Annotated in this window: 28 protein-coding genes and 1 pseudogene; 12 read left to right on the top strand and 17 right to left on the bottom strand. The window is 70.7% G+C overall.

From position 1 onward, the window contains the following. Positions 1–381: 381 nt before the first annotated feature. Complete coding sequence (locus tag F9C11_RS15390; RefSeq protein WP_409185542.1) at positions 382–795, bottom strand: DUF1992 domain-containing protein; 414 nt, start codon at positions 793–795, stop codon at positions 382–384. A 118-nt stretch (positions 796–913) separates the two neighbouring features. Here F9C11_RS15390 and F9C11_RS15395 point away from each other — a divergent pair, with 118 nt between their 5' ends. Further along, positions 914–1,708 carry a TetR/AcrR family transcriptional regulator gene (locus F9C11_RS15395; protein ID WP_409185543.1) on the top strand — a complete coding sequence of 265 codons (795 nt, stop codon included), beginning with the start codon at positions 914–916 and terminating at the stop codon, positions 1,706–1,708. A gap of 10 nt (positions 1,709–1,718) precedes the next feature. On the opposite strand, the gene F9C11_RS15400 is transcribed toward F9C11_RS15395, so the two are convergent. The 3 genes from F9C11_RS15400 to F9C11_RS15410 form a co-directional block, all read right to left on the bottom strand. Further along, the gene (locus F9C11_RS15400; RefSeq protein WP_409185544.1) at positions 1,719–2,633 is read right to left on the bottom strand and encodes an SDR family NAD(P)-dependent oxidoreductase; all 915 of its coding nucleotides are present in this window, start codon (positions 2,631–2,633) and stop codon (positions 1,719–1,721) included. A gap of 51 nt (positions 2,634–2,684) precedes the next feature. Continuing rightward, a complete protein-coding gene (locus tag F9C11_RS15405) occupies positions 2,685–3,854 on the bottom strand; it encodes a lytic murein transglycosylase (RefSeq protein ID WP_409185545.1) in 1,170 nt (389 codons plus the stop codon). 218 nt (positions 3,855–4,072) lie between these two features. After that, the gene (locus F9C11_RS15410) at positions 4,073–5,038 is read right to left on the bottom strand and encodes a helix-turn-helix domain-containing protein (RefSeq protein ID WP_409185546.1); all 966 of its coding nucleotides are present in this window, start codon (positions 5,036–5,038) and stop codon (positions 4,073–4,075) included. A 51-nt stretch (positions 5,039–5,089) separates the two neighbouring features. Here F9C11_RS15410 and F9C11_RS15415 point away from each other — a divergent pair, with 51 nt between their 5' ends. From F9C11_RS15415 to F9C11_RS15435, 5 genes are all read left to right on the top strand, one after another. Further along, positions 5,090–5,479, top strand: coding sequence for a cupin domain-containing protein (locus F9C11_RS15415; protein WP_409185547.1), 390 nt, complete (start codon positions 5,090–5,092; stop codon positions 5,477–5,479). A gap of 40 nt (positions 5,480–5,519) precedes the next feature. Continuing rightward, on the top strand, positions 5,520–6,023 hold the full coding sequence (locus tag F9C11_RS15420) for a winged helix-turn-helix transcriptional regulator (protein WP_409185548.1): 504 nt from the start codon (positions 5,520–5,522) through the stop codon (positions 6,021–6,023). Positions 6,024–6,119: 96 nt separating this feature from the next. Beyond that, complete coding sequence (locus tag F9C11_RS15425) at positions 6,120–6,632, top strand: SRPBCC family protein (protein ID WP_409185549.1); 513 nt, start codon at positions 6,120–6,122, stop codon at positions 6,630–6,632. Further along, positions 6,632–7,669: an LLM class flavin-dependent oxidoreductase gene (locus tag F9C11_RS15430; protein WP_409186913.1), complete on the top strand. Its 1,038-nt coding sequence runs from the start codon at positions 6,632–6,634 to the stop codon at positions 7,667–7,669. The genes F9C11_RS15425 and F9C11_RS15430 overlap by 1 nt, the downstream gene beginning before the upstream one ends. An 86-nt stretch (positions 7,670–7,755) precedes the next feature. Next, on the top strand, positions 7,756–8,301 hold the full coding sequence (locus F9C11_RS15435; RefSeq protein ID WP_409185550.1) for a dihydrofolate reductase family protein: 546 nt from the start codon (positions 7,756–7,758) through the stop codon (positions 8,299–8,301). An 84-nt stretch (positions 8,302–8,385) separates the two neighbouring features. Here F9C11_RS15435 and F9C11_RS15440 read toward each other — a convergent pair whose 3' ends face one another. Beyond that, the gene (locus tag F9C11_RS15440) at positions 8,386–9,912 is read right to left on the bottom strand and encodes an AMP-binding protein (protein WP_409185551.1); all 1,527 of its coding nucleotides are present in this window, start codon (positions 9,910–9,912) and stop codon (positions 8,386–8,388) included. Between the two features lie 155 nt (positions 9,913–10,067). Further along, complete coding sequence (locus F9C11_RS15445; protein WP_409185552.1) at positions 10,068–10,886, bottom strand: LuxR C-terminal-related transcriptional regulator; 819 nt, start codon at positions 10,884–10,886, stop codon at positions 10,068–10,070. Positions 10,887–10,979: 93 nt separating this feature from the next. On the opposite strand from F9C11_RS15445, the gene F9C11_RS15450 reads away from it, so the two are divergent. After that, positions 10,980–11,735, top strand: a complete 756-nt coding sequence (locus tag F9C11_RS15450; RefSeq protein WP_409185553.1) for a hypothetical protein — start codon at positions 10,980–10,982, stop codon at positions 11,733–11,735. A gap of 316 nt (positions 11,736–12,051) precedes the next feature. Here the strand turns inward: F9C11_RS15450 and F9C11_RS15455 are convergent, their stop codons facing one another. The 6 genes and pseudogenes from F9C11_RS15455 to F9C11_RS15480 form a co-directional block, all read right to left on the bottom strand. Next, complete coding sequence (locus F9C11_RS15455; RefSeq protein ID WP_409186914.1) at positions 12,052–12,234, bottom strand: amidohydrolase family protein; 183 nt, start codon at positions 12,232–12,234, stop codon at positions 12,052–12,054. 145 nt (positions 12,235–12,379) lie between these two features. Beyond that, positions 12,380–13,108 (bottom strand): annotated as a pseudogene (locus tag F9C11_RS15460) (amidohydrolase family protein); the annotation flags it as partial. Positions 13,109–13,122: 14 nt separating this feature from the next. Beyond that, entirely contained in the window at positions 13,123–13,935 is an 813-nt protein-coding gene (locus F9C11_RS15465; RefSeq protein WP_409185554.1) for a dihydrofolate reductase family protein, read from the bottom strand. Continuing rightward, on the bottom strand, positions 13,935–14,804 hold the full coding sequence (gene folP, locus F9C11_RS15470) for a dihydropteroate synthase (RefSeq protein WP_409185555.1): 870 nt from the start codon (positions 14,802–14,804) through the stop codon (positions 13,935–13,937). The genes F9C11_RS15465 and folP overlap by 1 nt, the downstream gene beginning before the upstream one ends. Before the next feature lie 140 nt (positions 14,805–14,944). Further along, the gene (locus F9C11_RS15475) at positions 14,945–15,244 is read right to left on the bottom strand and encodes a YciI family protein (protein ID WP_409185556.1); all 300 of its coding nucleotides are present in this window, start codon (positions 15,242–15,244) and stop codon (positions 14,945–14,947) included. Positions 15,245–15,424: 180 nt separating this feature from the next. Further along, positions 15,425–16,945, bottom strand: coding sequence for a PucR family transcriptional regulator (locus tag F9C11_RS15480; protein WP_409185557.1), 1,521 nt, complete (start codon positions 16,943–16,945; stop codon positions 15,425–15,427). A gap of 161 nt (positions 16,946–17,106) precedes the next feature. On the opposite strand from F9C11_RS15480, the gene pucL reads away from it, so the two are divergent. The 5 genes from pucL (at position 17,107) to F9C11_RS15505 (ending at position 21,617) form a co-directional block, all read left to right on the top strand. Then, on the top strand, positions 17,107–17,979 hold the full coding sequence (pucL, locus tag F9C11_RS15485) for a factor-independent urate hydroxylase (protein WP_409185558.1): 873 nt from the start codon (positions 17,107–17,109) through the stop codon (positions 17,977–17,979). 37 nt (positions 17,980–18,016) lie between these two features. Continuing rightward, positions 18,017–18,505: a nucleoside deaminase gene (locus tag F9C11_RS15490; protein ID WP_409185559.1), complete on the top strand. Its 489-nt coding sequence runs from the start codon at positions 18,017–18,019 to the stop codon at positions 18,503–18,505. A gap of 124 nt (positions 18,506–18,629) precedes the next feature. Then, entirely contained in the window at positions 18,630–20,072 is a 1,443-nt protein-coding gene (locus F9C11_RS15495; RefSeq protein WP_409185560.1) for an NCS2 family permease, read from the top strand. Positions 20,073–20,142: 70 nt separating this feature from the next. Continuing rightward, positions 20,143–20,520, top strand: a complete 378-nt coding sequence (locus tag F9C11_RS15500) for a gamma-glutamylcyclotransferase (protein ID WP_409185561.1) — start codon at positions 20,143–20,145, stop codon at positions 20,518–20,520. Further along, positions 20,517–21,617, top strand: a complete 1,101-nt coding sequence (locus tag F9C11_RS15505) for a glycerate kinase (protein ID WP_409185562.1) — start codon at positions 20,517–20,519, stop codon at positions 21,615–21,617. Before F9C11_RS15500 ends, F9C11_RS15505 begins: the two co-directional genes overlap by 4 nt. Here F9C11_RS15505 and F9C11_RS15510 read toward each other — a convergent pair. The 5 genes from F9C11_RS15510 to F9C11_RS15530 form a co-directional block, all read right to left on the bottom strand. Continuing rightward, positions 21,595–21,924 (bottom strand): NUDIX hydrolase, encoded by a 330-nt coding sequence (locus tag F9C11_RS15510; protein WP_409185563.1) that lies wholly within the window; start codon positions 21,922–21,924, stop codon positions 21,595–21,597. The two genes, F9C11_RS15505 and F9C11_RS15510, sit on opposite strands and share 23 nt — an antisense overlap. A 60-nt stretch (positions 21,925–21,984) precedes the next feature. Then, entirely contained in the window at positions 21,985–22,665 is a 681-nt protein-coding gene (locus F9C11_RS15515) for an SDR family oxidoreductase (RefSeq protein WP_409185564.1), read from the bottom strand. A gap of 10 nt (positions 22,666–22,675) precedes the next feature. Then, complete coding sequence (locus F9C11_RS15520; protein ID WP_409185565.1) at positions 22,676–23,383, bottom strand: RraA family protein; 708 nt, start codon at positions 23,381–23,383, stop codon at positions 22,676–22,678. A gap of 92 nt (positions 23,384–23,475) precedes the next feature. Beyond that, positions 23,476–24,348 (bottom strand): helix-turn-helix domain-containing protein, encoded by an 873-nt coding sequence (locus F9C11_RS15525; RefSeq protein ID WP_409185566.1) that lies wholly within the window; start codon positions 24,346–24,348, stop codon positions 23,476–23,478. Between the two features lie 85 nt (positions 24,349–24,433). Next, complete coding sequence (locus F9C11_RS15530; protein WP_409185567.1) at positions 24,434–25,237, bottom strand: SDR family oxidoreductase; 804 nt, start codon at positions 25,235–25,237, stop codon at positions 24,434–24,436. Positions 25,238–25,295: the final 58 nt, after the last annotated feature.

Consider the following 25,295-nt stretch of genomic DNA (forward strand, 5'->3'; position numbering starts at 1 on the left):
GCGGTCGGGTTGGCGCGTGCGGGGACGGTTGTGTGCGGAGCGGTCGGGCGGAGTTCCGCGTGTGGGTGACGCGGTCGGGTTTGGTGGGGGGCGTGAGGTGCTGGCGGCGATCGGTGGAGCGGGCGGCGGGGTTGGCCCGTGAGGGGAGGGTCCTGCGAGTGGGTGACGTGGTCGGGTTCGGTGTGGGCGCGCGGATCCCGGTGGCGGCCGGTGGACCGGAGCTGCGTCCGGGGGCGGCGCGATTGGCGCGTGAAGGGACGGCCGTGGGGCGGCGCGGCCAGGTTCGGCGAGGCGGGCGCGAGGATGCCAACGGCGGCCCGAGCCGCGCGTGGCTGTTCCGATGCAGCAGAGCCGGGGCAGCCCGGGATCAGCTCGCCTGGTTCAGGACTCTCCCCGCCCCGCTCGCCAGCTGGCCACCGTTTCCTCCACGTCCAGTGGCCGGGCGCGCAGCACCGGGCCGTCCTGGGGAAGTGCGTGTGCCTTGCGGATGCGGGCGTTCAGGTCCTCGACGATCTCCCGCACCTTCGCCTCCGAACGGACCTTCGCCAGTTTTCCCGGCAGGTCCTGGATTTCCCGCGGCAGGGCGAGCGACGGCGGCAGGAACGCGGTCGCGTCCAGGTCGCCTTCCCGGGCGCGGCGGAGCGCCCAGTCGGTCGCGGCGTCGCGGCCGGTCGGGGGCGGCAGCGGTTTTCCCGCTCCGGGAAGGTCTTCGAAGTCTCCGCGGGCTTCGGCGAAGGCGATTTGCCGGTCGATCCAGGTGCCGAACGACACGCCCGGTGGTTTGCGCTCCGTCACCGGAACCACCTCCCTCACTGCCCAGCGTAGCGGCCGATCAGCCCGCGCGGAGGGGACGAAGGTCCTGAAACGGCAGGTAAGATCCCACGCTGACGGTACGCGGCCGGGAGGGGACACGATGATCGTCGAGCACGAGGGCGACGGTCCCGAGGCCGCGCGCGAGGAGGTCGAGCGCACGCTCGCGCTGCTGTGGCGCGACTGCGCGGGAGCCCCGGAACCCTCCGCCCGGGGCAGGCGGCCGACGCTCACGATCGAACGGATCATCGTGGCCGCCATCGCGGTGGCCGACGCCGAAGGACTTGTCGCGACGTCGATGCACCGCGTCGCGAAGGAACTCGGCGCGGGCACGATGACGCTCTATACCTACGTTCCCGGCAAAACCGAGCTGATCGACCTCATGGTCGACACCGTTCTCCTCGAACGGAATCTTCCCGGACCCGGCGAGCCGCGTCCGGAGGACTGGCGTGCGCAGGTGCGGATTTACGCCGACCGGACGCGCGACATCTACCGCAGGCATCCGTGGCTGCGCGAGAGGTCGCGGGTCCGGCCCGCGCTCGGTCCGGGGCAGCTGGCCGGGCAGGAATATCTTCTGTCCATTATGGAGAGTCTGGGCCTGCCCGCGCGCGAGGTCGCCGCGGCGGCCAACGCGGTCGCGGGCTATGTGGACGCGAACGCGGCGGCCGAGGCGGAGAGTGTCCACTTGGAACGGACGACCGGACAGTCCAACGACGCTTGGTGGGGGCAGCGTTCTTCGTTCTGGTACACGTATTTCGACGTCGAATCACATCCGGCGATAAACCGGACCTGGCTCGCCGGCGGATTCGAAAAGCCTTCCGCGGAGCAGGCGTCGGACGCGTCGGAGTTCGGCTTGGACCGGCTTCTCGACGGGATCGCGGCCCGGATCGGTCAGTAGGGTCCGGCGGTCAGGAATTCCCGAGGGAGAACTCGATTCCGGTGGCTTCCTCGGAAAGCGTCCACAATCGACGGCCCCGGGAAGGATCCCGGGAAGCGCCCGGCACCGTGCCCGGCCGGGGGCGGCCCACCGAGCCGAAGGCCGGGCCGTAGCAGGAACCGCCGGTCGCAGCCGGATCGACGGCGGCACGGACCATGGGCCACGCGCCGTGATCCTTGCCCTGGGTGCCGGGCGCGAGCAGCCGCATTATCGGCACCGGCTGGGTGATTCCCGGCCGGGCGGGGCTGGTGCGTTCGAGACTGAACCCCGGATGCGCGAGGATCGCCTGCACCGGGGAGCCCGCTGCGCGCAGGCGTCGGTCCAGTTCCATCGCGAACGATTGCACGGCGTGCTTCGAAAGCGCATACGCGCGAAAGTCCGAATACTTGCGCGAACTCTGCAGATCGTCGAGGTCGTACGGGTACATCCGGGTGATCAGGCTGCCCGCCAACACCATGCGCGCGGCCGAGGCGGTCAGTACCGGCATCGCCAGCGCGGTGAGAGCGAAGTGGCCGAAGTGGTTGGTGCCGACCGCCAGTTCCAAGCCCTGTTTCGTGGTTCGGCGCACGGGGCCGGGCCCGGTGATGCCCGCGTTTTCGATCAACGCGTCCACACGGTCCAGCCGTCCCAGCGCCTCGACGGCCGCCGGGACCGAGTCCAGGTCGGCGAGGTCCAGCGGGATCGTGCTCAGCGAAGCCGAACCGACGTGCGTGCGCACCATCTCGACCGCCGCGCGCAGCCGGGACGGATCGCGGCCCAGCAGCGCGACGTGGGCTCCGGCGGCGGCCAGTTGCTCGGTGACGAAGTAGCCGATTCCGGCGTTTCCGCCGGTCACCGCGTAGCACCGGCCGGTGAGGTCAGGCAGGTTTCGCGGATTCCACGCCATGATCGCTCCCCGCCTAGTCCGCTGTCGGTTCGGACTATACGAACGCGGCGGTCAGTGCGTCGGCGCGGCCCCGGTGGTGGTGCTGGAAGTCGTGGTGCTGGAGGTGGTCGGGTTCGCCGGGGCGGAGCTGGACGACGGGGGCGTGCTCGTCGTCGGGGTGGGGCTGGTGCTCGTCGGCGTGGAAGGCGTCGACGGGGTGGTCGGCGTGGTGCTGGTCGGCTTCGGGGAGGAGCTGCTGCTCGGCGCGGTGCTGCTGCCGGGAAGCTGCGTCGGGGTGCCGGGCTGCTGGCTCGGCGGGGCCGGGGCGACCGGCGGCGGGGGCGGGGCGACGTCGCCCGCCGGGCTGCCCGCGGCGGCTTCGACCGCGCCCGGGCCGGGCGGGGCCCCGATCGGGACCTGGCTGTCCGGCAGCTTCGAGACGCCGTTGCGGTAGCCGTACGCGTAGGCCATTACGGTGTCCACATAGGACTGCGAGTTGTTGTACCGGCGCACCGCGAGGCGCTGGTTGGCGTCGCTGGAGAGGTCCAGACCTCCCGAGCACAGGTAGCGCGCGGTGGCGAGGGTCTCGTCGTAGACGTTGTTCGGGTCGGAGACGCCGTCGCCGTTGCCGTCGGAGGCGTAGGACGCCCAGGTCGACGGGATGAACTGGGTCGCGCCGACCGCGCGGTCCCACACCGGGTCGCCGTCGTAGCGGCCGTGGTCGGTGTCGCGGATCGCGGCGAAGGCGCCGGAACCGTCGAGGACCGGGCCGAGAATGCGTTCGAGGGTGTTGCCGCGGGCGTCGACGTAGCCGCCGCGCGCGTGGTTCGACTCGACCCGTCCGATGGCCGCGATCAGCGCCCAGTCGACGTGGCAGCCGGGCTGTTCGCGGGCCATGATGTCGGCCGCGTTGCGGTAGGCGCGCAGCATGCTGTCCGGGATGCCCAGCGGACCGGCGGTGGTCGCCGAACCGGGGCCGTTCGGGTAGCCGGGGACGCCGAGCGCCTGCGGGACCGGCGGCTGCGGGAGGCTGCCGTCCACGCCGATCGGCGGGAGCGTGATGCCCGGGGGCAGTCCGGGGACGCTGGGCGCGGCCTGGGCGGCCGACGGCGGCTCAGCGGCGCGCAACGCCACCGGGATGCCGGACGACGTCACCGTCGGCAGCACCACGAGCGCGCCTCCGGCGAGGGCGGCGAAAGCCCGGCTCCGGGCGTTCCGTCCCTGCGGGCGGCGTCTGGCCATGCTCGTCTCCCCGTTCGTTCTGCCGTCTGCGGCCAAGCTAGCGGATCCGTCCGCGATCCGGTGAGGGCTCGGCGGAATTCTGTCCGTTCCGGCCAACTTTCGTTCGTCTGGCATAAAACCTTTGGCGGGTTCCGGTCATCAGGGCTTAACCGGAACTTCGCCGATTAGGCCGAATGGAGCAATCTCTTCGTCGGGTCCACAGTGGACCCCGAGCCGAATTACGCCGCCGGGCCGAATCGTTTGCGGTATTCGGACGGCGACAGGCCGGTGTGCCTGCGCAGCTGCAGCCGGAGATTCGCGCCGGTGCCGAGCCCGCTGCGGGCGGCGATGCGGTCCAGACCAGCTTCGCCGCGTTCGATGAGCCTGCGGGCCAGCGTCACGCGCTCGGCGGTGAGCCAGGCGAGCGGCGTCGTGCCGAGTTCGGCGCGGAACCGGCGGTGCAGGGTGGCGGCGCTGGTCGACGCGCGGGCGGCGAGGTCGGTGACCGTGAGCGGCTGGTCAAGACGCTGGCGGGCCCATTCCAGTACCGGGGCGAGCGAAGCGTCGGGAATCTCCGGCATCGGGCGTTCCACGAACTGCTGCTGGCCGCCTTCGCGATGTCCGGTGAAAACGAGGCGGCGGCTGACCGCGTTGGCGATTTCCGCGCCGTGGTCGCGTTGGATCACGTGCAGCGACAAATCGAGTGCGGCCGCGCTTCCGGCGGCGGTGAAAACTGTGCCGTCCTCGACGAACAGCACGTCCGGCTCCAGTCGAACCTCCGGATAGCGCGCGGTGAACGCCTCGGCCCATCGCCAGTGCGTGGTGGCCCGGCGATTGTCCAGCACGCCCGCCTCGGCCAGGGTGAACGCGCCGGTGCAGAAGCTCATCAACCGCGCGCCGCGGGCGTCCGCGCGCTGGATCGCGGCGAGGATTTCCGGGTCGGCGGGAGTGTGCGGATCCGGCCGGTTGGGGACGATCACCGTGTCCGCGCGGTCCACCGCGTCGAGGCCGGCGACGTCGGCGAGGGTGAAGAAGCCGAGGTGCATCCGCGCTTGCCCGCCGGGGGCAGCGAGCGCGAAGTCGTACCACGGCCGCCGCAGTTCCGGACGGCGCAGGCCGAACAACTCCGTCGCGACCCCCATCTCGAACGGATTCGAGCCGTCGCCGACGATCATCACGACGCGATGCGAGGATCCTTTCGACATATGAGATTCCTAGCACTCCCGGTCGCGCGAGACCAGGCTCAAGATCGACCTATGCCAACTCAGCCCCTTGACCTGCGGGCCGTGCTCGCCGGTTTCGACGCTCCGTGGAGCCCGCGGATCGTCGCGAACGTCAACGACTACGACATCCGCCTCGCGCGATTCCTCGGCGAACACGTGTGGCACAAGCACGACAACACCGACGAGTTCTTCCTCGTCCTCGACGGCAGCATCGAACTCGGCCTGCGCGAAGCCGACGGCGAACGGACCGTGACGCTGACCCGCGAGCAGGGGTTCGTGGTCCCGCGCGGCACGTTCCACAAGCCGTCCTCGAAGGAGGGCGCGGTGGTGCTGCTCGTGGAGCCGACCGGCACGCTTTCGGTCGGCGACGAGCACGAAGAAGTGCCCGACCTTGTCGACGTGACCGTCGGGCATCGCGTCTGACCTGCTGGGTTGCACTGTGGGACGGCGTATCCTCGCCGTCATGAAACGCACTTCCTTCGCGCAGTGGCCGTGCTCGATCGCCCGGACCATGGACCTGCTCGGGGACTGGTGGACGCCGCTGGTGCTGCGGGACGCCTTCTACGGCGTCCGCCGCTTCGACGAGTTCCAGCAGGCGCTCGGCATCGCGCGCAACACCCTCGCCGACCGGCTGCGCAGGCTGGTCGACGAGGGTCTGCTGGAAAAGCGCGCCTACCAGGCCGAACCGGTGCGCTACGACTACGTGCTCACCGAGAAAGGCCGCGATTTCTGGGGTGTGCTGGCCGCGATGACGGCCTGGGGCGACCGATGGCTGGCCACCGAGGCGGGCCCGCCGATCGTGCTGCACCACGACGCCTGCGGGCACGACACGACCGCGGCCGTCGTATGCGCGGATTGCGGCGAGCCGTTGTCCGCGGACGACACCCGGATGCGGCGCGGGCCGGGCTTTCCGGAGCGGCTCGCGCAGCGGCCGGACGTGCAGGCGAGGTTCGCTCCGCAGGAGTAGCTGTCCTCCCGGCTTCCGGGCGGCCGGTGGCGATTGACAGCGTCAGTCTAGTTACGCAACTATGCTGGTCGAGACGCCAATGGAGGAGGACTCGCGATGGAGTGGACCGGCGCGCGGTACGCGGACGCCCCGACCGTGCAGGTGGACGAGTGGATCGACGGCTCGCCCGAGCAGGTCTGGCGGTTCGCCTCCGACGTCGCGCTCATGCCGGAGCTGAGCGGTGAACTGCAGTCGGTCCGGTGGTGCGACGAGGGTTCGGGGCCGGCGCTCGGCCGGTCTTTCGTCGGGCGCAATTACCACAAGTTGCGCGGCGACTGGGAAACCACCTCCTCCATCGTCGAGTGCGAGGAACCGCGCGTCTTCGCCTGGGCGGTCGGCGATCCGGCCAATCCGACGGCGGTCTGGCGGTTCACCCTCGCCCCGGAGAACGGCGGCACGCGGCTCACGCAGTGGGCGCAGATGGGGCCGGGGCCGTCCGGGGTGACCGAGGTGATCGCGCGGATGCCGGAGAAGGAACAGAAGATCGTGCACGTCCGGCTGACCGAGTTCGAGGCCGCGATGGCCGCCACGCTCGGCGCGATCAAGGAGCGCGTGGAGGTCGCCGGATGATGCGCACGGCCACCACCGTCGAGGCGTCGTCCGGCTGGCCGGAAACCCGGGATTTCGTGCTGGAGGCGGAAAAACTGGGCCTCGGCGAATGCTGGGTGGCCGAGGCGTGGGGGTCGGACGGGCCTTCGGTGCTCGGCTATCTCGCCGCGCGCACGAACCGGATCCGGCTCGGCTCCGGGATCATGCAGCTCGGCGTGCGCACACCGGTCGCGGCCGCGCAGGCCGCGCTCACCCTCGCCGAGATGTCCGGCGGACGGTTCTCGCTGGGGCTCGGACCGTCCGGTCCGCAGGTGATCGAGGGGCTGCACGGGGTGCCGTTCGCGCGGCCGCTGACGCGGATGCGCGAGACGGTGCAGATCATCCGCAGCGCGTTCGCCGGCGAGAAGATTTCCTTTGCTGGCAAGGCTTTTAAGATTCCGTTGCCCGGCGAATCCCGTCCGATGCGGCTGTCGGCGACGCCGAACGAGGACATCCCGATCTACCTGGCCACGCTGTCGCCGCGCATGCTGGAACTTACCGGCGAACTCGCCGACGGCTGGCTGGGCACGAGCTTCGTCCCGGAAGGGGCCGAAGCCTACTTCCGCCACCTCGACGCCGGGCTCGCGAAAGCCGGTCGCAGCCGCGCCGATCTCGTGGTGTGCCAAGGCGCGGAGGTCGCGTTCGCGTCCGATGAGGACGAGCTGCGCACCATGGTCGCCGGGCGCAAGAAGGAACTGGCGTTTTCGCTGGGCGGCATGGGTTCGGCGAGCACGAACTTCTACCACGACGCCTACCGCAGGCAAGGCTGGGCCGAGGTCGCCGGGCAGGTGCGGGAACGCTGGCAGTCCGGCGATCGCGACGGCGCGGCCGGGCTGGTGACCGACGAGATGGTGCTCGCCACGACGCTGATCGGCACCGAGGACATGGTCCGCGCGCGGCTGAAAGTGTGGCGCGCCGCTGGGGTCGACACGGTCCGGCTGTATCCGGCGGGCGACACCCTGGACAAGCGGCTGGCCACGCTCGGCCGGGCACTCGAGTTGGTAACGGAAGTGCCCTGAGAGACCGAGTATTGGGCCAACCGGCTGCGTCGGCGGGTCCGGCTGCGCCATAGTGTCGGCGATCCCGAACCGCAAGGAGTCGCTCGATGCGCAAGATCGTGTCCACGTTGTTCGTTTCGCTTGACGGCGTGGTCGAGGCACCGGACCAGTGGTCGCTCTCGTACTGGAACGACGAGCTGGAACACGCGGTGGGCGACGGCATGGCGGACGCCGACGCGATGTTGCTGGGCCGCGTGACCTACGAAGGGTTCGCCGAGGCCTGGCCCGGCCGCACGGACGACCCGGGCGCGGAATTCATGAACAGCGTGCCGAAGTACGTCGCGTCCACCACCCTGACCGCGGCGGACTGGCACAACACGACCCTGCTGCGCGGCGACTTGGGCGAGGCGATCGCGGACCTGAAATCCGGCGCGGGCGGCGACATCATGACCAGCGGGAGCACGACGCTGGTGCGGTGGCTCCTGTCGCACGGGCTGGTGGACGAGCTGACCCTGCTGCAGTACCCGGTGGTCGTCGGGAAGGGACGGCGGTTGTTCCCGGCGGACGGGCCACAGCTGGACTTCCGGCTGGCGGAGACCACGGCGTTCCGCAACGGCGTGCTGCGGCTGGTGTATCAGCCTTCGGACGACTAGGCCGCTGCGAACCCCGGCTTTCGCAGCGGTTCGCGAGGGGAACCCTCCGGGACGCTGAGTCCCTCGGGGTTCCCCGCCCGGACCTCAGTTCACCTGCCGTTCCTGCCCCTCCCAGAACGGCTGGCGCAGCTTGAACTTCTGGATCTTCCCGGTAGCCGTCCGCGGCAGTTCGGCGAGGAATTCCACCCGCTTCGGGCATTTGTACCCGGCCAGGTGCTGGCGGCAGTGCGTGATCAGGTCGTCCGCTGTCACCTCGGTCCCGTCCGTCACCACCAGCGCCGTGACCAGCTCGCCCCATTTCTCGTCCGGGATGCCGATGACCGCGGCTTCCCGGACGGCCGGATGCGAGTTCAGCGCGTCCTCCACCTCGATCGACGACACGTTCTCGCCGCCGGTGATGATGACGTCCTTCTTGCGGTCGGCGATGGTCAGGTAGCCGTCGGCGAAGGTGCCGCCGTCGCCGGTGTGGAACCAGTTGCCTTCCTGGACCCGTGCGGTCTCCTCCGGGTTTTCCCAGTAGCCGTCGAGGTTGTGGTTGCTCTGGGTGAGGACCTCGCCGTCCGCGTCGATCGCGACCCGGACGCCCAGCGCGGGAGCGCCGGCGCGGCCGAGGAGCTTCGCCTGCTCGTGCGGGTCGAGGCCGGCCCATTCGCTGCGGAAGCGGTTGACCGTGACCAGCGGCGAGGTCTCGGTCAGGCCGTAGATCTGGATGAACTCCCAGCCGAGTTCCGCGCGCACGCGTTCGATGGTGCGGGTCGGCGGCGGCGCGCCGGCCACCACGATGCGGACCCGGTCGCGGCCGGGGATTTCGCCGTCCCAGGCGGCGGCGCCGTCCAGCGCGGCGGTGACCACGGCGGGGGCGGCGCACATGATCGTCACGCCGTGTTCCTGCACGCGGCGCAGGATCTCGGTGCCGTCCACCTTGCGCAGCACGATGTGCCGTCCGCCGAGACCGGTGACCGCGTACGGCATGCCCCAGCCGTTCGCGTGGAACATCGGCAGTGTGTGGAGCAGGACGTCGTTGTCGCTGAGCGTGGTGTGCAGGCCGAAAGTGGTGGCGTTGAGCCACAAATTGCGGTGGGTGAGCTGGACGCCCTTCGGCCGCGCGGTGGTGCCGGAGGTGTAGTTGATCGTGGCGGTCGCGGATTCGTCGGCGGACCACGGCCGCGGTTCGCCGTCGCCGCCCCAGATCTTGTCGTCGTCCTCGCCGAGGACGAACACGTGCTTCGCGGTCACGCTGTCCAGCAACGGTTTCAGCTCGGGGTCGAGCAGCAGGACCTCGGCGCCGGAATGCTCGACGATGTAGCGCACCTCGGCGGGCGCGAGGCGGAAGTTCACCGGCACCAGGATGCGGCCCCAGGCGGAAACGCCGAAAAACGACGTCAGCAGCCGCGCGGAGTTGTGCGAGACGATGGCGACCCGGCCGCCGGCGGGAACGCCGAGCGCGTCGAGATTCGCCGCCTGCGCGCGGGCGCGGCGGGCGAGTTCGCGGTAGGTCACCTCGCCCCAGGACTGCGCGGGCTGGGCGGGCTCGTCCACCACCGCGATCCGGTCCGGATACACCGTTTCGGCGCGGTCGAGGAAATCGCGGACACTGAGGTCATAGAACACGTGCCGATCCCTTCGCGTCAGCGGGCCGCACTGCCCGCGCGGGTGATTTTCGCTCGGCGGACCACATCCAGCCACCCCACATGGAGGGTGCTCCGAGGCGGGCTGGACGCTGGCTCGCCGCGGCGGGACTTCTCCGCATCGGCCGTCGCCAAGTCCTACCGCAGCAGCCCGGCGGCCCGAGCCCGGTTCACCGCCTGTATCCGGTTGGACACCGCGAGCTTCCGCATCGCGTGCTTCAGATACGACTTCACGGTGTTCGGCAGCAGGCCGAGCCGGTCGGAGATCTCGTCGTTCGTGCAGCCCTCGCTGACCAGCCGCAGCACGTCGACCTCGCGCGGGGTCAGCGCGACGCCCGGCAGGTCCAGCTCCGGACGCAGCCGCTCGCACACGGCCAGCAGCCGTTGCCGGGCGCTCTCGTCGTTGATCGAACCGGCGATGGCGGTCAGTTCGGCGTGCAGGTCGCCGCGTTCAGCGGCGGGGACGACCGCCGGCGCGGCCAGCCGGCGCTGTACTTCCTCTTCGACCTCGATGTCGCGTCCCAGCCGCGTCGCCACCGCGGTCGCCGCGTGCAGCAGCCGGTCGCCGAACGTGATCGAATCCCGGGACGCCGCGTACAGCACCGCGCGCGTGGTCTCGCCGACGCGCACCGGCAGCGCGACCATCGCGCGCAGCCGTTCGGGGGCCACCGCGTGGTCGTATTTGTGCGTGATGCCCTGCGCGCTCAGGTAGTCGACCACCGTCGACGGCCGCGCCAGCGCCACCGCCTTGCCGCCGAGCCCGGCTCCGGTGTCCACCCGAAGGTGCTGCATCGACCGGGTGTCGGTGCCGCGCAGCTGGTCGATCACGTGCGAACGGGAAGCCGTCGAGACCGGTCCGCCCATCGCCACCGGCAGCTCAGTGGCGATTTGCAGTGCTTTGAGCGCGCCGGCGACCAGGGGGCTGGCCGTCAGCGCGAGCCGGCCCGGAGGCGTCATGGGCACCGTCCCGCTTCACTCGACCTTGAGGGGTGGACGTCCACGTTACGCGTTGCGTCGCGTTCGGACTACTCGTGTGGTTCGGTGGCACACGTGGCAACCTCGGATTTCGATACCGTCGCCGACCGGCTCTACGCGGGCGAACCGGCCGACTTCGTCGCGGAGCGCACCGCGGCCGCCCGCGCGGCGAAGGAAGCGGGCGACGTCGAGCTGGCGCGCCGGATCCGCGCGCTGCGCAAGCCGACCGCGGCCGCGGCGTACGTCAACCGCCTGGCGCGCGACGGGTCCGCTCCGCTGGCCGAGCTGGCTTCGCTCGGCGACAAACTGCGCGAAGCGCACGAGAAGTTCGACGGCTCCCGGCTGCGGGAACTGGCGCACCAGCGGGCCGAGCTGGTGCAGCGGATCATCCGGGACGCGACCGGCCTGAGCGATACCGTCGAGCGCGAGGTGGAGGAGACGCTGGAGGCGATCGTCGCGGACGCCGACCTCGCCCGGCTGGCCCTGGCCGGACGGCTGACGTCGAAGGCCCGCCAGGACGCCGACCGCTGGCTGTCGCTGCCGACGAATCCCGCGCCCGCCAAGAAGACCCGGCAGTCCGAAAAGGACCGGAAGGCCGAGGAGGAAGCCCGGGTCCGCGCACTGGAACGGCGGCAGGCGGTGCGGGCGCGGGCGGAGGCCGAACGGAATCTGCAGCGCGCGGAACGGACGGCCGAGCAGGCCGACGACCGGGTGACCGAATTGCGGGAACGGCTCGCCGACGCGGAGCGCCGCGCCGCCCGGGCGGCCGACGAACTGGCCAAGGCGCAGAAGACCTTCGAGGAAGCCGACGACGCCGTCCAGCGGTCTTGAGGCGGGCCCGAACGTCCGGGAGGGGAACCCTGAGGGCATTCGAGGAGTGGTTGCAACGCGGGTGGTTATTTGATGTGGGCGAGGCGTTCGGCTGGGGTGTCCCAGTCGAGTGTTGTGCGGGGGCGGCGGTTGAGTTGTGCGGCGCAGTTCGCCGGGGCCGTCCCGCCCGGCTCGGCCGATCAAAATACCGGCGGCATTCCGCCGCCAGCCTCGAACACTGCAACCCCGACACAACTCCGGTGTCGCACCAACCACCAGAACCCCAGCTGATTCCCGGCGGTTCCCCTCACGGTGCGAGCGGCGGGGCAGCCCTCGGCTACCGGGCGATTTCCGTTCCCGCGCACCACACCGCGCGAATCGCCCGCGTCGCCGACAGGTCCGCCACCGGATCGCCGTCGACCAAGACCAGGTCGGCCCGCAGCCCGGGCCGGATCTCGCCGCGGTCGGTCAGCCCGAACGCCTGGGCCGGGTCGACCGTGGCGGCACGCAGGATCTCCAACCGTGGTCAGCCCGGCCTCGGCCAGCAGTTCGAACTCGTGGTGCAGGCTCGATCCGTGCGGGACGGCGGCCGGGGCGCCGGGGTCGGCGTTGCTGTCGGTGCCGGCGAGGATCTCGACCCCGGCCGCGCGCAGCGCCGCCACGTTGGCCACGAAATCCCCGGCAGCGCCAGCGAAATAGGGCAGCGCAGCCTCCATCATGGTGAGCGTCGGAATCGCCGTCTGCCCAGCGGCTTTCATCGCCGCGACGTCCTCGGGGGCGATCCGGCCGAGCACCGGCACATGCGTCACGAACCGCGCGCCGGTCGCCACCGCCAGGTGGTACGCGCCGGGAGTCGCCGCGTGCAGAACGGTGTCCAGACCGCGTTTCCGCGCCGTGTCGACCAGCGCCCGCAACGCCTCGGCGGGCGGCCCGCCGTCGCCGGGAGCCTCCGCGACGCCCTTGACGTAGTCGACCCCGTCCGCGACCCGCTCCTCGACGAACCGGACCGCCTCCTCCTCGGACGTCACGACGGCGGAAGCGGGCATCCCCGGGATCCGGACGTGCATGCCGCCGGGCCCGATCGCGGGCGTGCCGGCGCTACGGAAATCCGCCGGGCCCGCCGAGCGCAGAGCGGCCACCCGAGAAGCGGGGAAACACGCCATGTCCAGGCCGGTCGTGATCCCCCACTCGGCGAGCGAGGCCAGCTGCGCGGGCTCGGTCAGGTGCACGTGCGAGTCGATGAACCCGGGCAGCAGCGTCGCCCCGGCCGCGTCGATTTCCCTGGCCCCGGCCGGATCGGTGCCGAGCACTGCCCCGTCGATCACGACGGTGCGCGGCTCGGTGAGCCCTCGCCCGTCGAAGACGCGCGCGTTGCGCAGAGCGGTCTTGGCCACGATCCCTCCCCGGGTCAGTGGACGCGATACCGCAAGAGTACTGAGTTGTCGTCCACCAGTGCGGAAAGCAGTTCAAGCTGCCGCGGGTCGATGGCCGCGCCCATCGCGACGCGGGGTGCGTCCCCGGCGATCAGCATCGGGGCGACGGTCAGGCGCAGTTCGTCCACCACGCCCGCGGCCAGCAGCGACGCGAACAGGTGTGGTCCGCCCTCGCAGTCGATCCGGCGGAGGCCTCGCCGGGCCAGCTCCTCCACCGCGGCCCGCAGGTCGACGTCGCCGTGCCGGGGGCGCGGGCGCTGGTCGTCCGGGTCCGCGTGCAGGGCCGGGTCGCCGGTGGCTTCGTGCAACGTTGGGTCGCCGGTCCCGGCGATCAGGACGTCCGCCCCGGCCGACGCCCACGCGGCGCGCAGCTCCGGGTCGGTCGCCGCGCTGGTGATGACGATCGTCGGCACCAGCGCCTTGGTGATCACCGGGGCGTCCGGCGGCAGCGAACGGCCGGTGCTGACCACGGCGATCGGCGCGATCGGGGCCAGCCCGTGCCTGCGCCGCCGTTCCGCGGTCTTCTCGTCCGGGCGCAGGCCCTCGAATCCCTCGGCCAGCGCGGTGCCCGCGCCGACCAGCAGGACGTCGGCGAGGTCGTTGCCCAGCCGGTAGACGATCCGGTCCGCGGGGGTCGACAGCCCGCCGGAGCGGCCGTCGATGGTGATCCCGCCGTCGGCGCTCGACACGAAGTTCACCGCGAGCCACTTCGGCACGTCCGGATAGCTGTACAGCCGCTCGACGTCGGCCTCGGTGCGGTCTGAGTTTCCGGGAAAGATCTCGCGCATCAGACCGACCGTACAACGTTCGCCGGCGGCCGGGTGCCGACGATGCTCGCCACCATCTCCGCGACCTGCCGCGTCTCGCGGACCTGGTGCGCGCGGAACATCGCCGCGCCGTGCATCGCGGAGACCGCCGTGGCGGCCAGCGTGCCGATCACTCGTTCGCCGACCGGGAGGTCCAGCGTTTCGCCGATCACATCCTTGTTCGACAGCGCCATCAGCACCGGCCAGCCGGTCGCGACCAGCACGTCGACGTGCCGCAGCAGCTCGAGCGACTGGTAGGAGTTCTTCCCGAAGTCGATGCAGGGGTCGATCATGATGCCCTCGCGCGGCACGCCCGCGGCGAGCGCGCGCTCGGCCAGCTCGGTGGTTCCTTCGACCACCGCGGCCACCACGTCGTCGTACACCGGCCGGAGCGCTTCGGTGCGCGGCACGAGACCGTTGGTGTGCGAGCAGATGTAGCCCGCGCCGTGTTCGGCGGCGACGTCGAGGATTTCCGGCTCCACCGCGGCCCAGTTGTCGTTGACCAGGTCCGCGCCCGCGCGGCAGACGGCGTCGGCGACCTCGGCGCGGTAGGTGTCCACGCTGATCACCAGCTCGGGGAAGTTCTCGCGAGCCCATTCGACGGTCGGCACCACCCGCCGGATCTCCTCGGCCGCGGTGACCTCGGGGCCCTTGCCCGCGGGCACGCCGCCGATGTCGATCAGGTCGGCTCCCTCGGCGTGCGCGCGGCGGATGGCGGCCTGCGCGGGTGCTTCTTCGAAGGTCGCGCCGTTGTCGTAGAAGGAGTCGGGGGTGCGGTTGATGATGGCCATCACCAGGGCGCGGTCACTGGTGAGGCGACGGCCTCGGAACACGAGGTCGGGCGTGTGCATGCGGTCTCCCGGGCCGGAACGAAGATCTCGCGTGATCATAGGCGAGTTCGCGGCGGGAGTACGTCCGGCAGGTGGCGGGCGGAGAGGTCCGGAGGCCACCTGCGTCCGGGCGTTCGGTCGAGCTGCGGACAGCGGTGCGATCAGGAGACGAGCGCCTCGTTGACGGTCAGGAACTCGTCGGCGGTGCGGGTGGCGGAGAATTCGATCACGCGGTAGCGCGCGAGCCGTTGCAGCACGAGCGGGTCGGTGGCGAGCACGGCGTCGAGCTTGCCGCGCGCGCACGGGCGGGTGATGATGACCTGGTCGGCGTCCTCGTTTCCTTTTCCGGAAACGAGGAACAATCCGTGCGCGAACTGGCTTCGCAGCCACTCCGCGTGTTCCGCGAGCGCGTAGTCGACTTCGTTTCGAGGCGCTGTGTAGGACAGCAATGCGATGTACATGGCCTCAGGGTAGGACGCTCGGTCGGATGGTGCATCCTCCTCCCGAGTGCCGGCGAGCTTCATCGAATGGTCAAGTATTCCCAATAACTCTTTACGGATAACCGTACTGCCGGGATTTCCGTTGCCGGGTACGGAAAATGCTGCCGCCCGGCGTTTCCGCAGGACATTTCGGGCGGATGGTCAAGACCACCCCCAGTTCTGCGTGAAGCAGCCGGCCAGATAAAGATCCACGCGGTCGGCGAACCGGCTCGGATCGCGTCCGGTGAGTTCGCCGATCCGGGTGATCCGGTATCGCAGAGTGTTCACGTGCAAGTGCAGAGTGGCCGAAGTCCGCGTCCAAGATCCCGAATGTTCCAGGAACGCCTTGAGCGTCGTTATCAATTCGGAACCGTGTGCCGCGTCGTACGCGAGTACCGGACCCAGTACTTTTTCGCCGAATGTCCGGCGCAAGTCCTCCGGCACGGCGGCGAGCAGCAGCAGATGCGACGCCACTTCGTCGCCGGACAGCACCGTCGCGCGGCCCGGGGTCAGCGCGGCCAGGGTGCGCGCGTGCCGGGCCTCCTGCACGCCGGCGCGGAGACCGGCGGCGTCCGCGGCCCGGCTGAGGCCGAGCGTCAATCGCGCGGACCCGAGCGCGGGCTCGATCGTGTGCACCGCTTCCCGCAGCGCCTCGGTGTCGCGCGAGGAGAAGAGGCCGAACGTCTCGCCGTCGACGGTCGCCACCAGCATCGGCTGTCCGGTGGCCGAAAGCAGTTCCTCCACCAGCACCTGCGCGAGCCCGGGCCCGCCGCCGCGGACCTCGGCGGACAGCGTCGTCACCGGTTCCTGCGGCGCGAACCCGGCGGCGGCCAGCCGCGACGTCAGCTCGCCCGGCGCGGCGTCGTCGGAGAGCACCAGCCGCAGCAGCGGTTCGGCCGCCCGGTTCTCGATCCGCCGGGCCTCGTCGACCCGGGACCGTTCGAGCCCGACCAGCGCCGCGAGTTCCAGTGCCAGCTCCCGGCGCGCGGACGGCCACTGCGCCGGATCGCCGTCCACCACCAGGAACCAGCTCGCGATCCGGTGCCCGGAGCGGCCGGCCGCGCCGAGCAGCGTGACCGGGCCGTCCTGGCACGGCAGCCGTTCGGCGCGCAGGAACTTCCGGGCCAGCGCGGTGCGGCGCGCGGCGGGCAGTTCGGGTCCGCCGGCCAGCTGCCGCCCGGTCGCGCTCAGCACGAGACAGCCGGCGCCCAGCTCCTCCTCGCCGGCCTTGACCAGCGCGGACAGTCCGTGGCCGGAGGTCACCGCGGCCACCAGCCGCCGGTGCGAATCGCGGGCGGGAGCCGAGCGTTCCGCGGCCAGGCCCAGGATGACCCGTTCGGCCACGGTCGCGAACGAAACCGACACCGGCACCTCGAACAACGGCAGGCCGACGCGTTCGCAGGCGGCCACGAGGTAGTCCGGCACCGGGCCGCCGACCTCGGCGGTGCCCGCCCCGAGCGCGGTCACGCCCGCCGCGGCGAGTTTGCCGACGAACGCGTCCGCGTCCGCCGGACCGGGCAGCCAGCGCAGGCCGCACAGCACGATCTCGCCGCCGTCGAGATACCGCGTCGGATCCTGCAGGGTCGCCTGGAAGACGCGGCCGAACTCCCGGTCGCGCGCCTTCTCGCCCGCCAGCAGCCGCAACCCCAGCTCCGGGGTGTCGAGCAGTGCACCCAGCCGCATGCGCGCCTCCTTCCGCCCATCAGTACCGCACACCAGAGGGGTTTGGCGGAAACTACGAAAAACCGGCCGTTCGCCGCCGCCGCTTTCGGCGGATCTGCCGTGGCCCGGGCCACGCCGCGGCAGGTGTACTCACTCGGCGAGCGAACGAGAAGGGATGACCAATGGCGATCGTTCTTGGCGACAACCGCTACGGGAAGGCCGAGAACCGGCTGGTCCGCGTCGACCGTGCCGGAGACGAGCACCGGCTCACCGACCTCACCGTGAGCGTGTCGCTGTCGGGCGACCTGAGCGACACCCACCTGACCGGGGCCAACGACAAGGTGCTGGCCACCGACACGCAGAAGAACACCGTGTTCGCCTTCGCCCGCGACGGCATCGGCGAGATCGAGGACTTCGCGCTGCGGCTGGCCCGGCACTTCGTGTCCAGCCAGGAGAGCATCCACCTCGCCCGCGTCGGGATCGTGGCCCATCCGTGGGAGCGGCTGCGGGTCGGCGGCCGTCCGGCGCACCATTCGTTCGTGCGTTCCGGCGCGGGCACGCGCACCGCCCGCGTCACCTACGACGGCGAGCGGGCCTGGGTGCTCGGCGGGGTGGAGGACCTGACCGTGCTCAACTCCACCGGATCGGAATTCTGGGGCTTCCCGCGCGACGAATACACGACGCTGGCCGAGGTCAAGGACCGGATTCTCGCCACCGCGGTCTCCGCGACCTGGCGGTTCTCCGTCGAGGAGACCGACTGGGCGCACGCGCACGAAACCGCGGTCGCCACGCTGCTCGACGCGTTCGGCGGCACGCACAGCCTCTCCCTGCAGCAGACCCTGTACGCGATGGGCCAGGCGGTGCTGGAGGCCGTCCCGGAGATCGCGGAGATCCGGTTCTCGCTGCCGAACAAGCACCATTTCCTCGTCGACCTCGAGCCGTTCGGCCTCGACAACCCCGGCGAGGTCTTCTACGCCGCCGACCGGCCCTACGGGCTGATCGAGGGCACCGTCCTGCGCGACGACGCCCCGCCGGCCGGCCCGGCCTGGTCCTGAGCACACCGAAACCCGAGCTGTTGGGAGCGCTACTGTCATGACCGTGTCCATCGATGCCGACGTCGAACGCGCCTGGCTCGCCGAATGCGTGCGGATCGCCGAGAAGAACGTCGCCGACGGCGGCGGCCCGTTCGGCGCGCTCGTGGTGAAGGACGGCGAGATCGTCGCGACCGGCGTCAACCGTGTCACCCCGTCGCTGGACCCGACCGCGCACGCCGAGGTGGTCGCGATCCGCGCCGCCTGCCAGGCGCTCGGCACGTTCAGCCTGGCCGGCTGCGTGCTCGTCTCCTCGTGCGAGCCGTGCCCGATGTGCCTCGCGTCGTCGCTGTGGGCGCGCGTGGACCGCGTGCTGTACGCGGCCGACCGGGACGACGCCGCCCGCGCCGGTTTCGACGACCGGGCCTTCTACGAGCTTTTCGAACACCCGCGCGAAACGTGGCAGACCCCGGTTTCGCGAGTGTCCACACCGGACGCTTTCGCCCCGTTCTCCGCCTGGCTCAACCGGTCCGACCGGATCGAGTACTGAGCCGTCGTGAGCGGCGATCCCGGTTCTAACCGGGATCGCCACTCACGACCCACCGTCCCGCCGCGCCGCCCGTTGCCTGTGCCAGGGGTGCGGTTCGGCACACCCACCGGCAAGGGGAGGACGCATGACCCAGGTACGCCTCGACGAAGCGGTGACCTCGGCTCCCGGACCGCAGCGCAAGTCCATTGTGGAGCGACTGTTCGAAATACGCGCTCGCGACACTACCGTGGGCCGGGAAGTACGCGGCGGCTTGACCACCTTCGTCGCGATGGCCTACATCGTTTTGCTCAACCCGCTCATCCTCGGCGCTTCCGCCGACATCACCGGCGCGAAACTCAGTGCCGCGCAAGTGACCACCGCGACCGCGCTCGCCGCCGCGGTGATGACTGTCCTCATGGGACTCGTCGGCAACGCGCCGCTCGCGCTCGCCGCCGGACTCGGCATCAACGGCATCGTCGCGTTCCAGATGGCCCCGGCGATGACGTGGGCGCAGGCCTTCGGGCTCGTGGTGCTGGAAGGCGTCTGCATTGTGCTGATGGCGGTCAGCGGGGTCCGGGAACGCATTATGAACGCGATTCCCGGGCCGTTGAAAACCGCGATCACCGTCGGCATCGGGCTGTATATCGCGCTCGTCGGCCTGGTGAGCGCGGGGTTCGTCACGCGGACCCCGGACGCCGCGCATTCGACTGTCCCGGTGCGACTCGGGCTCGACGGGCATCTCGACGGCTGGCCGATCGCGGTGTTCTGCTTCGGCTTGTTGCTGATGACCGTGCTGATGTCGCGGAAGGTGCCGGGTGCGGTGCTGATCAGCATCGCCGCGGCGACCGTGCTCGCGGTGGTGCTGCACGACGGATTCGGCGTCGGCGAATGGGGGTTGACGACGCCGACGCTGCCGAATTCCGTGGTGGCGGCTCCTGATTTCGGGCTGCTCGGGCACGTCGACCTGTTCGGCGGATTCGCCAGGGCGGGCGCGCTGACCGCGACGATCTTCCTGTTCACCCTGGTGCTGTCCGGATTTTTCGACGCGATGGGCACGATCACCAGCGTGTCGGCCGAGGCGGGGCTGTCGAAGAACGGCCGGGTGCCGAGGATGGGCCGGATCCTGTTCGTGGACGGGGCCGGGGCGATCGCGGGCGGGGTGTCCGGCTCGTCGCCGAACACCGTGTTCCTGGAGTCCGCGGCCGGCGTCGGGGAGGGCGCGCGGACCGGGCTGGCGAGTGTCGTGACGGGACTCTTGTTCGGGGCGACGCTGCTGTTCACCCCGATCGCGGGCATTGTCCCGGCGCAGGCCGCCGCGCCCGCGCTCGTGGTGATCGGCGGGATGATGGTGGCGCAATGCCGCAATATCCCGTGGAACGACCCGGATTACACGATTCCGGTGTTCCTGACGGTCGCGCTCATTCCGTTCACCTACTCCATCACCAACGGCGTCGGCGCGGGCCTCATCGCATTCGTGCTGATCAAGACCTTCCGCGGGAAGTGGCGTGAAGCAGGCTGGATCCTCACCGTGCTCGCGCTCGTGTTCACCGTCTATTTCGGAATCGACGTGGTGAAGGCGATCCTCTGACAGAAAGCCCGGCTACCGCCCCACCACCACCCTCAACGGAGCGGCTGCGCCGCGCGGAAAGGATTCCACAATGCCTCTGATGTTCCTCAACGGCGGCGCGATGCGCGGCGAACCCCTGCACCATCTGCTCGACGGCGCTCCACTGGTGGCCGAAACGACCACCGCCCCGAAGTACCGGTTCTATTCGGTGGGCGGGCAATGCCCGGCGCTGGTCCCGGTAGCGCACGGCGGCGCGGCGATCTCCGGCGAGGTCTACGACCTCACGCTGGACCAGTTGCGCGACCGGGTGCTCCCGTCCGAACCGCCGGAGCTGGAGCTGGGCGTGGTCGAACTGGCCGACGGCAGTTCGGCGTTCGCGATGCTGCTGCGGCGGCCGCAGACCTCGCACGTGCAGCTGCGGGACATCACGGAAATCGGCGACTGGCGCGCGTTCAAGGCCGCGGCGTGACGGTTCTGGTCGCCCCGGACAAGTTCAAGGGCTCGCTCACCGCGGCGGAGGTCGCGGAGGTGGTGGCCGCGGCGTTCGCCGAGGTCGCGCCGGGCGAGCCGGTGCGGCAGCTGCCGGTGGCGGACGGCGGCGACGGCACGGTCGCCGCCGCGGTCGCCGCCGGGTTCCGGCGGATTCCGGTGCGGGTTTCCGGTCCGACCGGCCGCCGGATCACCGCGTACTACGCGCTGCGCGGGACGGTCGCCGTGGTCGAGCTGGCGGAGGCGTCCGGCCTCCACCGCTTGCCCGGCGGCCGGCCGGAGCCGCTGAGAGCGTCGAGCTACGGCACGGGCGAGCTGATCGCGGCCGCCCGTGCCGCCGGGGCGACGCAGATCGTGCTCGGCGTCGGCGGCAGCGCCTGCACTGATGGCGGGGCTGGGTTGCTGACTGCCTTGGGCGCGCGACTGCTCGACGCTTCCGGCGAACCGCTTCCACCGGGCGGTGCGGCGCTGACGGAGTTGTCCACAGTGGAGCTGTCTGGACTGCCCGAAGTGGACATTGTCCTGGCGTCCGATGTGGACAACCCGCTGCTGGGGGTGGATGGCGCGGCCGCGGTCTACGGGCCGCAGAAGGGCGCTGGTCCCGCCGAGGTCGCGGTGCTGGAACGCGGACTTGCTCGGTGGGCCGAAGTTGTGGGCTCCGCGCACGCCACCACCCCGGGCGCCGGCGCGGCAGGCGGCGTCGGGTTCGGTGTCCTCACCGGACTCGGCGCTCGCCTTCGGCCCGGTATCGAGGTGTTGCTGGAGCTGCTGGGTTTCCCGGCCGCCGCCCGCGATGCCCGGCTTGTCATCACCGGCGAGGGTTCGCTGGATACCCAGTCACTGCACGGGAAAGCACCGATGGGCGTGCTCCGGGCCGCGGGCGGCACGCCAGTGGTCGCCTTGGCCGGGCGATGCCTGCTTTCCGCGCCGGAGTGGCGGGAAGCAGGTTTCGCCGGGGTGTACGCGCTGACCGATGTGGAACCGGACGAACACCGGTGCGTAGCGGAGGCCCGTGCGTTGTTGCGGGACCGGGCTGTGCAGCTCGCGCGGGATTTCAGCCGAGCAGTACCTGCCTGACGTGGTCGGACAGGGGGAGTCCGGCCGCGTCGGCGGGAGTCAGCCAGCGGTGGTCGTCGTGTTCGGCCGGGTTGAGCTGAAGGTCGCCGAGGAATTCCGGATGCGCGTCGTAGTAGGCGGCATGCACGGTGAACGGCTTGCCGGTGCGGTCCGGCCAGGATTGGCGGGCCCGTTCCCCGGCGAGCCGCACGCGCAGCCCGGTTTCCTCGGCGACTTCCCGTACCGCGGTGGCCTCCGGGGCTTCGCCGGGTTCGACTGTGCCGCCGGGGAAATCCCCAATGCCCGCCGAGGAAAGTGTCCGGCGCACGGCGGATCAGCAGCACGGTTTCGCCGCGGGGGAGCAGGACGTAGGCGAGATGTTTGTCGGTTATGGCGCACCTCCATTGGAGACGAGGATCTGACCGTTCACCCAGCCGCCTTCCGGGCCGCACAGGAACGCTACTAGGCCGGCGCAGTCGCGTGGGGTGCCGATCCGGCCTAGCGGATTGTGCTGTGCGAAGGCTTCTCGGTGGGCGTCGGGGATCCAGCCGGTGTCGGTCGCGCCCGGGTTTACCGCGTTCGCTGTGATGCCGAGGCGACCGAGTTCCCCGGCTGCGGCGAGAATGATGCGGTCGAGTGCGCCTTTGCTTGCCCCGTACGGCAGGTTGTGCACCACGGCGTCGCTGGTGAGTGCCACGATCCGGCCAGCGCCGTGCGGTCCGCGGTAGCGCTGCGCGAACTCGCGGATCAACAGCCAGCTCGCGCGGGCGTTCACCGCGAAGTGCCGGTCGAAACTGTCCACTGTGGTGTCGAGCAGGCTGGAATCCACGGACTCGCAATGCGCGAGCACTAATGCCTGGACGTCACCGTCGATCTGGTCGAACAGTCTCGCCGGTGTTCCCGGGTCGGCTAGGTCGGCTTCGATGCCCTGGACGGTTTCGTCGGCTCCCCAGGGCATTCGGCGGTCGTAGTCGGACCAGTGCGTCGTGATGACGTTCCAGCCGTCTTCTCGCATCCGGGCGGCGATCGCGGCTCCGATTCCAGCTTGCCTGCCGACCCCGGTGATCAAGGCCGTTTTCTTATTCTTCAATGGCGCTGTCTTTCGTGCGGAGGTGCTGCCGGAACGTATAGGACGGATCGCTTTCCCGGCGGGTCAGGAACTCGGTGAACCGGACCTGCTCGCGGAGGGTGACGCCGTCGCGGATTTTCGCCGCCTGCCGGTGTTCGGTGTCGCGAATGGACTCGGCGAGCCGGAATACCTCGGCGGCTTGCGCGGCGGGGACGAAAAGCACGCCGTCGTCGTCGCCGAACACGAGGTCGTCGGTGGTCACGGTCCACTCGCCGACGGTGGCGGCTTCCAGCGCGTCGGCGGCGCGGTCGTAGAGGTGCAGCGGACCGGTGGACAGCGAGCCCAGGCTGTACACCGGGAAGCCGATTTCGCGTAGTTCGGCGGTGTCTCGGTGCAGGCCCCAGATCACTATGCCGCTGAGGCCGGCCGCCGCTGTTTCGGCGGTGATGAGATCGCCGACACAGCTCTCGTCGAGGCGTCCTCGGTTGTCGACTACGAGGACATCGCCCGGCTGCGCGGCGGTGAGGGCTTCCAGGAAGACGTCGACGCTGCCCGCGTGCCGGGCGGGGAGGACCCTGCCGCAGAGCTTCTGACCTGGGATGACTGCCCGGGTTCCGGCTGGGGCGCAGCGGACGGTCAGGCGGGCGCGCAGGCAGCCGTCGGCCAGGTGTGCGGTGGTCAGGGTGGCGAAACGGTCGGTCAGTTCGGTGTGGTTCATGCTTCCCGCCCTTCGTGCGAACTGCTTCACGCTAGCCGGAATCCGTGCTGCGGGGGCACCGGTTTTCGGCTCGCCGCCGCGCCGGTGGAAGGTCAGCTGAGCGCTTGAGTCTCCCGGCCGGCCGCCCAGGACGCCAGGAGGGCGAGGCTGTCCGCGGCGGCGGTGCCGGCGGGTGCGGTGTAGACGTTCAGGAGCAGGCCGGGGTCGGTGGGCAGGTCCATCGATTCGACGTCCAGGTCGAGCCGGCCGACGACCGGGTGGTGCAGGCGTTTGCGGCCGGACCGGTGGAGCCGGACGTTCTGGGACGCCCACTGCCGCCGGAACAGTTCGCTGCGGGTGGACAGTTCGCCGACCAGGGCGATCAGGTCTTGGTCGTGCGGGTCGCGGCCGGCTTCCATGCGCAGTTTCGCGGCTACGTCGGAGGTGACGCGGTCGTAGTCCACGAAGAACGTTCTCGCCGCGTCGGGTTCCAGGTAGAGGAATCGCGCGGTGTTCGCCGATTGCCGCGAGCCGGTCAGCATTGGGGAATACAGTGCGCGGGCGAGGGGGTTCGTGGCCAGTACGTCGTAGCGGCCGTTGCAGATCCAGGCCGGGGCGTCGGTGATGGCGGCGAGCACTTGGCGCAGCGCCGGGCGCACCGTCGCGGCGGGTCGGCGGCGGGGACTGCCGGGTGTCCTCGAGCGGCGCGCGAGCTGGAACAGGTGCTCGCGCTCGGCCTCGGTGAGGTGCAGGGCGGCGGCCACCGCGTCGAGCACTCCGTCGGAGGCCCCGGCGAGGCTGCCGCGCTCCATGCGCACGTAGTAGTCGACCGACACTCCGGCCAGCAGCGCGACTTCTTCGCGTCGCAGACCTTTGACCCGGCGGTGGCCGCCGTAAGCGGGCAGCCCGGCCTGCTCAGGCGTGATCCTCGCGCGACGGGAGCTCAGGAACTCCTTGATCTCGGTGCGCGGATCGAGCGTGGCCACCCCCTCACGGTAAGCCCTGCCCGAACGCGGAGGGAGGCCCTGCCGGTACCCCGATGGCCGCGCACCCGTGCGGCGCCCGTGACGGCTAGCTGCCCGAGGCGGTCGTGGCGATGCCGCCGTCGACCGGGACGATGGCGCCGGTCAGGTAAGACCCGGCCCGGCTGGCGAGGAACACGGCGACGCCCGCCATGTCGTCGGCGCGGCCGAGCCGACGCAGCGGGGTCTTCGCCGCGATCGTGTCGCCGATGGCGTCGATCGTGGCCGCCATCATCTGAGACGGGAACACTCCCGGGGCCACCGCGTTAACCGTGATGTGCTGCGGGCCCAGTTCCCTGGCGAGCACCCTGGTGAGCTGATGGAGTGCCGCTTTGCTGGCGGCGTACGAGTAGTTGGGGGCCTCGGCGACGTGGACGGCGGCGATGCTGCCGATGTTGACGATCCGGGCGGGATCGGCGGCGGTCCCCGCCCTGCGCAGAGCCGGGAGCAGCGCCTGCACCAGCCAGAACGGCGATTTGAGGTTGAGGTCGAGCACGTCGTCCCAGTCCTGCGCCGGGAACGTCTCCAGCGGTGCGCGCCGCATCGCTCCGGCGTTGTTGACGAGGATGTCCAGGCGTTCCGAACCGGTCTGGACCAGCTCGGCGAGGCGCTGGCATTCGTCGTGCCTGGACAGGTCGGCGGGGATTGCTTGCACGTCGCCGAATTCGGACAGCAGCCGCTGTGCCTCCGCGCACGCGTCCGCCGTGCGCGAGCTGACGATCACGCGGGCGCCCGCCCGCAGAAGGCCGCGCGCGATCATCATCCCGATTCCCCTGGTGCCGCCGGTGACAAGCGCGTGTTTTCCGCTCAGGTCGAAAAGGCCGGAGTGAGTGGTGAACTGGCTGTCCGTCATGGGTCTTCGTTCCTTCGCCGGGGAAGCAGGTGCTCGCCCAGGTTGCCGGGATCGCTGG

The sequence above is a fragment of the Amycolatopsis sp. VS8301801F10 genome, assembly GCF_046195355.1.
In the GTDB taxonomy this organism is placed as follows: domain Bacteria; phylum Actinomycetota; class Actinomycetes; order Mycobacteriales; family Pseudonocardiaceae; genus Amycolatopsis.